The sequence below is a fragment of the Vibrio ordalii ATCC 33509 genome, from assembly GCA_000257205.1.
Lineage (GTDB): Bacteria > Pseudomonadota > Gammaproteobacteria > Enterobacterales > Vibrionaceae > Vibrio > Vibrio ordalii.
The window spans coordinates 22,633-29,921 of sequence record AEZC01000194.1 but is presented as its reverse complement, the minus strand read 5'-3'; the positions used below and the strand labels follow the sequence as shown (position 1 = coordinate 29,921).

Genomic DNA, 7,289 nt, shown 5'->3' with positions numbered 1-7,289 from the left:
GATTACCCAATTACAAGCCGATGAGATCAGTTTTTCCTATTCAGGAATACATAACTCGCCCATTTCCGATCACTACTCGCTGTTTCGCACTCTATTTGACGTTGAATCGGACGCACGAGTGATTGGTGACGGTTTTCAAATGCTAGCGCAAACCGCAGGTTCGCCGCATCATCCTGTGGATGTGGGGCGTTGTCCTGACAATAGCTTGAGCTACCGGATTTACCCACAGCAAGACAGCCAACGTTATTACAACACGCTGGTGATTGAACAATCCACCGGATACCAACTGTTTGGTTTTACCTCTTGCCACCGTTTTGCTGGCTATTTTGAAATTCTTGAGGAAAGGACGGGCACCTATTTAGTCGCTTCCATTGATGGTGAGCAGACCCATCCACAAGATTGGACAAATAACAGTTTAGAGTCCGTCGTTATTTTGCAAGGTGATTCATTATCAGGTTTGTATCAACAGTATGCGCAATATATTAGTTGTCATCATACGCCGCGTGCTGGTGTGGCAAAACCTGCGCCCGTTGGATGGTGTTCATGGTATGCCTATTATGCCGATGTTAATGAACAGCACATCCTAACCAACCTTGCGGCAATGCAAGGAGAACTTTCGGGGCTAGAATGGGTGTTGCTGGATGATGGCTATCAGGCGTTTATGGGCGATTGGTTGACGCCGTCCGATAAGTTTTCTCGTGGTGTTAAAGCGCTGATACAAGAGATCAAACAAGCGGGGAAAAAACCTGCAATTTGGCTTGCTCCCTTCATTGCACAAGCTGAATCTCAATTGTTTAAGCAACATCCAGATTGGTTTGTACAAAATGCTCAAAGACAGCCACTGAAAGCTGAAGAAGTAACCTACGGAGGTTGGCGCTGTACACCTTGGTATGTGCTGGATGGCTCTCATCCTGACGTGCAGGAATACTTAACCCATGTGATCAAAACCATGAAAGAAGAGTGGGGTGTTGAGCTGTTTAAATTGGATGCGAACTATTGGGGAGCACTCAAAGGACGGCGTTATCAGTCGGGAGTGACGGGGGTTGAAGCGTACCGTTTAGGGATGCAGGCGATCGCAGAAGGCGCGGGAGAGGCGTGGTTACTTGGATGCAATGCACCGATGTGGCCGTCACTGGGGCTGGTGGATGCCATGCGTGTTTCGGACGATGTCGAGCGTTCGCCACAGCGCTTTGAACAAATCGCTAAAGAGACTTTTTATCGCAGTTGGCAGCACCGCAAGTTATGGCAAATTGATCCTGATTGCGCAACACTGACGTCGCTTGCGAATCAATCGACCGATCGCGTCAGCTATGAATTTCATCGCAATGTATTGCTTGCGTGTGGTGGCTTGTTGCTTTCAGGTGATCCACTCCCAGAATTGACCTCTTTTGCTAAGCAGAGCCTAAATAAGTTAATGATTAGGCGCAAACACAACCAAGATGCGGCTAAGCCAACTTCATTGGCTCTCAATCACCTATTTTTAAAGTTAACAGAACGCAATGATCTGCACTGCTTATTCAATTACCAAGGTAAGGCGTGTGACTATACCTTAACAGCGAGCCAGCCAGTGAATTGGTATGACTACTGGACAGGAGACAAGCTTTCACCAGAGCCAGTCAAAGTATTTGAAGTCTCCTTGGCAAGTGGCTTAACCAGCCGAGCAGTGATTACCTCTTGTTAATGGAGTGCCCTTGTTAAGAGTGCTCAGGTTAACTGAATGATTCGGGGTAGCGGAATGCTGCGCTAAATTAGCCATAATTTCTTAGCCACAAAAGCTGATTTAGTTTCTTTTCTAAGCATGCGGTCGGAGTATAATTTCGACTGCATGTTGGTTTATTGCATTTCAGGCTGAGTCATCCGCGGCCGACAGCCACTTTTGTAGAATGGTTTTCAAATCTTCTAAACGGTAGGGCTTACTCAGCACATCGTCCATACCACATGCTATGCAGTGCTGCTTTTTATGCATGGTCGTGCCTGCGGTGAGCGCAATGATGGGCTTATTGTAACCTTGCTCACGTAGGTGTTGGCTTGCTTCAAAACCATCCATTTCTGGCATTCGGCAATCCATAAAGATCAAGTCGTACTGTGTATGTTGGACGGCATCCAATGCTTCTACGCCATTGTGGCTAAAATCGGGAGAGATACCGAGTTTTCCTAACATGCCTTGAATAATAATCCGGTTCATCTCTATATCATCGGCTACCAGAATGGCCAGTTTTCTACCATTCCATTCACTGACGAGAGTATTCGTCATTGTTTTTGTGTTAGGTTTATTTGCGGCAGGAAGCGGAAGAACAACGGAAAATTCGCTGCCTTCTCCTTCTGAGCTCTTAACGCTTAATAATCCATTCATGAGTTTGGTTAAACTTAAGCAGATAGCTAATCCCATACCTAAACCTTCAAACTGGCGCGTGGAAGAACGATCAACTTGATAAAAGGCATCAAAGATTTTTTTCTGCGCATATTCAGGAATGCCGATGCCTGTATCTTTCACATCGATTTTCAGTTTGTCATCAGCCCAAGAAATATAAATATTAATTTCTCCTTTAATGGTGAATTTCAAACTGTTGCCAATCAAATTTAACAGTATTTGCTGAATACGTTTTTTATCACCATAGACGTATTCGGGAAGTGTATCTTTGTAAATGAAGTTCAGCGTAGTATTTTTCTTTTTTATAGAGACTAAGTTATAAACATAATTGTGAAGTTGTAACCACTCAAAAGGTTGATCATTGATGCGTAATAAGCCTGAGTGGAGTTTATTAAAATCAAGAAGGTCATTGATGACGAAATTGAGCATCTCTCCTGAATGTTGGATATCCGCAAGGTACTTTTTCTGTTCATCGGTTAAGTATGTCGTTTCAAGTAGATCTGCGCTACCCAGTATGCCCACCAATGGTGTGCGTATTTCATGGTTGACCATAGTAACAAACTCTTTCGTTGCTTTTTCTGAATCTTCGGCTTGTTTTCGGGAAAGCTCTTTGCTCTGGATATCAAGGTGTTTGCTCAGTGCACCACTTAGCAAATCGAACAGCATGTTGACCTGTTTGACGATGAACTCGAACTCAATTGGATGGGTTTGATAAGTAAAGATTAACTCTCCGACCTGTTGCGTGTTCGAATAAATAGGGAGTAGAATTTCTTTCTGTGATGTCATTTTTTCTTTCTTAGGAAGCCAACAGTTACTGAAATGAAACTGACTATAAGTGGGGAATGAATCTGCCTGTAATATCAACTCACATTGAAGGATGTTTTTTCTGTCTGGAATGCTGTCTATAAAGGTGTTAATCAAAGCTTCGTTGAGTTCGGTAAATAAAAACCGTCTTCCAAAACGAATCAAAATAGCATCAATGTGTTCTTTCAATTCTAATTTGAATATATCCATCATGGATTTTAATTTTTGCGCTTCAAGTGATTGCTGCAAGTATTGGTTTATTTCATAGATTTCCCGGCTTTTCTGCTCAAGCAATTGTTCTGCGGCAATTCGCGCCGCTTTTTCACGCAGTAAACGTTGTTCCCAGACAGAAGAGGCTTTAGTCATGATCAGCTTTCACTTTTGATAATCGTAAAACGGACAGCACTACCATCAGGTTTTAGGTAGTGGCTAGTAATCGTTATCGGTTGGGAAAAGTGTGCGGCACATCCCTCCAGCAGTCCTAAACAGAGTGACGACAAACATCGGTGGCTTTGATATTCAAAAACGGTAGCTTCTCCACTCTGTTCAATAAAAATGAATTTGGGCGGACGCGCATTGGGGTACAGTTTTTTAACTTCCGCATGAATTTCATCTTCCACCTTTTTGAGAAATTCAACGAAAGGAAGATCGTGCTGAATCGGGATGGGTAACGTTTGATATAGAGAGCTAAACATGGCTTTGCCCACTTCCCGTTGCAGGTTGTCAACACTTTCACCCGTCAGTTGGTGTATGGCTTGTATCATTGCGATCAGTTCATGGTGTTTATAGTCTCCAACCGAGGTGAATGGGTGAGTTAATCCAGTCCGTTCGAGCATAGTTTCTAATGTCTCCATGCCAAACCGCTGTTCGATAATGTCGAAAAATAGACTAAATACGATACCCTTCATCGTGGGTTCTCCCTTTGGGGTGAATAGTGATGCCCATACTTTTAAGCATGGTGGAGAAAACTAATGTACGCAAGTGAGAGGATGGGAGCCAGTTAATGTGCTCCCCCTAATTTTCGCCAAACTTTTCCATTCTGTTATTTCATTTACTGGCCTCGGCTGCCCACCATCACCATCACGGTTTTGAGCATAATCCTGATATCTGTATTGAACCATGAGTACAGAGAGTACATGGACAGAGCATAGCTATGATCAAAAGCCACTTTACGTCTCACATCATCAATACAGGTGTCATAACCTTGGTTAACTTGAGCTAAGCCAGTGATGCCGGGCAATAGGCCATAGGTACGTTCAGCAAAGTAAGGGATGGCATCTTCAAGCTTTTTGTAGAATCCAGGGCGTTCTGGGCGTGGGCCGACAATCGACATATCGCCTTTTAACACATTGAAGAGTTGAGGAATTTCATCCAAACGTGTTTTGCGTAAAAAGCGTCCTACAGGCGTGATACGTGGGTCATTATCGGTTGCCCAAACGGCTCCTGAGCGACTTTCGGCGTCTTGGTACATGGTACGAAACTTAATAATTTCAAAAAGCATGACCCGGTCGGGGAGTGATTTGCCTACTCGCCATTGTTTATAAAACACAGGGCCTGAAGAGTTAATTTTAATGGCAAAGGCAATAATCGGAAATAAGGGGGAAAGTAGGATTAAACCTACGATAGCACCCAGTAAATCCATAGTGCGTTTGAACACGGTAATTGATATTTGAGTGGGTTGATGGCGATTCATAATAGGGTTCCTTAATGGTTCACTTTGATCCAACGGCCTTTTTCGTATCCACAAAGATAGCGAAGACCACCGATAAAATTGGCAAGATGTCCAAACACCAAATAATGCAGCCAGCGTAATAGGCTTGGTTTGTGTTGTTCTGGCATCCAATGACTGCATGTAGCAATTAAGTAGAGGCTGATTTGTCCACCGAGAAGTACCACAAAGAGTGGGTTGTGAATCGCGAGTACAGCGCTGCTGAACAAGCAGGTCAGCATCAAATAAGGAGTAAGCAGGCGCAGCCCTTTGCCGGATAGGAAAGCAAAAGCAACTTTGCCGTATTTGGGACTAAAGAGTCGAAATAGGGTAATTGCCTGCTGCATATTGCCTGCGGAGATACGAAGCCGACGCCGAAAATCTTCAGACTGACCTGTCGGTTCCATTTCAATCGCCAGCATATTCAGGTCATAACGTGTTTGATAACCTTGCTCAACAATCTGCATAGGCAGAATAAAATCGTCATTGATGGTATTGGCTGGCAGAGGAGTAAACAATGAGGTGCGAAATAGGTATAACGCACCATGAGAACCGAGTGTGCTTCCGAAGCTGGATTCATGCAGTTTGATTTGGTTTTGATAGTGCCAATAGGCTTTTTCCTGGTTAGAGGCGTTAGGTAAACCTTGATAGGTTGCATTCACGACGCCAACTTGAGCATCAATAAAGTGCTGTGCCCCAATCAGCATGGCATCAATCGAAATCAGGGCGCTAACATCACTCAATGCGGTAATGTCACTGTCCACCATGTTCATTAACTGGTTGATGACGGCAACTTTGCCTCGATTTTGTGGGTAGATATGTATTTCAAATAAGGTATCGTCACAGATGGCTTCCTGAATGGTTTCTTGCGCGATTTCCGCTGTTTTGTCTTGGCATCCATCACAAGCAATGACAATACGCAGCTTGTCTCGTGGATAATCTAATGCACTCAGGTTACGAATTTTCTCTGCAATCCAGCGTTGTTCGTTGTAAGCAGGCACCAAAATGGTGATGCTGGGGAAATGCAGGTCGGTTTGGCTGGCTTGATAACCGCGAGATGGCACTTCGCTTTCTGGCAAAGGGTGCCGACCAGCATACCAACGCAGCAACACTGGGTAACCAAAATGGTGGTAAACAATTAATCCACTGGCGACAGAAAACAGCAGAGTGAGGGCCCAAGTTATCATGCTAATTCCCCTTCTGATAAAGCATTGTAGGCTTTGACCATTTGATGAATATCACCGTGTTCTTGTACAAAATGACGAGGTGAAATCTCGGTTTTATGTTGGAGGGCGTGCAGTAAGAGGCTTGCCATTTTCAGTTTCAGTGGGTCATCGCTTTCAACTGCACTTCCAGTGTGAGGGCATAATGTCTCTTTGGCTGAACCTACATCCGTCAGAACCACGGGAATGCCACACGCTTGCGCTTCTAACGGTGATAAAGGGAAGCCTTCCGAGCGTGAAGGCAGACAGAAAATATCCAAAGCGCGGTAGAACTCGGGCATGTTGTCTATTAACCCAAGAAAATGGACTCGTTCAGTGAGCCTCAGTTCTCGGCAAAGGGCTGAAAGAGAATCGAGCTGAGAGCCTTTGCCCGCAACAGCTAAATGGATATGGCTGGGTAAATGAGACAATGCGCGGAGCAGTTGATCTTGCCCTTTCACCCATTCAAGGCGACCAGCACAACCGATCAGAGGTACACCTTCTGGTAAGTTGAACTGTTGACGAGCCCGAGTTTGGTTGCCGGGAGTAAAACGAGCGCAATCAATGCCATTTTTGATGGTTCGGGTGCGTGGATAATGAAAGTAGCGCGCCAGTACTTGCGTGACTTGATGAGCATCCCCAACCAAGTGTGGCTGAATCCAACGTAAAGCCACGTACTGCAAGTAACGATGAATCCGGTTAGAGAGATGCCATACATCATGTTCGGTATGAATGCGTACTGGCGTTGCACTGCAACGAGCAGTAATCCCTGCGTAGAGCAGTGGTCCAATGTGGTGAGTATGGACAACATGAGGTTTTATTGCTGAAAACAGTCTGAACAGTTTCCACAGCGTCGACAGGGAATGCCCTGCGGGTTTATTCAGAAACAGCAATTGATTTTGGTATTGAGCGAGTTTGGGCCAGTGTGCCAAAGCTTCGTTCTTTGTCCCTTCTAAGCTCACGACCAATACACTATGGTTGGGTTCAGCAAAGCGCAGGAAATCAAGAACAAGGCATTCTAAGCCTCCGGGTGCCAAGTGTTGGACAACATGGATGATGACTTTTTCATTCTGAAGAGGAGAGTGCATACACAGGGCCTCATAATGGGATTCTTATGAGGTAATTGCATGAGCTGTGCCAATTTTAAAAGTCTTTAAAATTCAATTGGTTATTTTAATTTTGTAATTGGTGAAACTCGGATTTT

At 44.5% G+C, this 7,289-nt stretch carries 6 protein-coding genes; 1 reads left to right on the top strand and 5 read right to left on the bottom strand.

Features of this window, described 5'->3' with window-relative positions; all coding sequences use genetic code 11:
• Window position 1 precedes the first annotated feature (1 nt).
• Complete coding sequence (locus VOR_RS0113210) at window positions 2–1,681, top strand: glycoside hydrolase family 36 protein (protein WP_010320174.1); 1,680 nt, start codon at window positions 2–4, stop codon at window positions 1,679–1,681.
• 162 nt (window positions 1,682–1,843) lie between these two features.
• Here the strand turns inward: VOR_RS0113210 and VOR_RS0113205 are convergent, their stop codons facing one another.
• The 5 genes from VOR_RS0113205 to VOR_RS0113185 all read right to left on the bottom strand — a co-directional run bounded on the left by VOR_RS0113205 (window position 1,844) and on the right by VOR_RS0113185 (window position 7,173).
• Window positions 1,844–3,541 (bottom strand): ATP-binding protein, encoded by a 1,698-nt coding sequence (locus tag VOR_RS0113205; RefSeq protein ID WP_010320173.1) that lies wholly within the window; start codon window positions 3,539–3,541, stop codon window positions 1,844–1,846.
• Between the two features lie 2 nt (window positions 3,542–3,543).
• On the bottom strand, window positions 3,544–4,083 hold the full coding sequence (locus VOR_RS0113200; protein WP_010320172.1) for a heme NO-binding domain-containing protein: 540 nt from the start codon (window positions 4,081–4,083) through the stop codon (window positions 3,544–3,546).
• Window positions 4,084–4,226: 143 nt separating this feature from the next.
• Window positions 4,227–4,868: a sugar transferase gene (locus VOR_RS0113195; RefSeq protein ID WP_010320171.1), complete on the bottom strand. Its 642-nt coding sequence runs from the start codon at window positions 4,866–4,868 to the stop codon at window positions 4,227–4,229.
• 11 nt (window positions 4,869–4,879) lie between these two features.
• Window positions 4,880–6,070, bottom strand: a complete 1,191-nt coding sequence (locus VOR_RS0113190) for a glycosyltransferase family 2 protein (RefSeq protein WP_010320170.1) — start codon at window positions 6,068–6,070, stop codon at window positions 4,880–4,882.
• Window positions 6,067–7,173, bottom strand: a complete 1,107-nt coding sequence (locus tag VOR_RS0113185) for a glycosyltransferase (RefSeq protein WP_010320169.1) — start codon at window positions 7,171–7,173, stop codon at window positions 6,067–6,069. The genes VOR_RS0113190 and VOR_RS0113185 overlap by 4 nt, the downstream gene beginning before the upstream one ends.
• Between the last annotated feature and the right edge of the window lie 116 nt (window positions 7,174–7,289).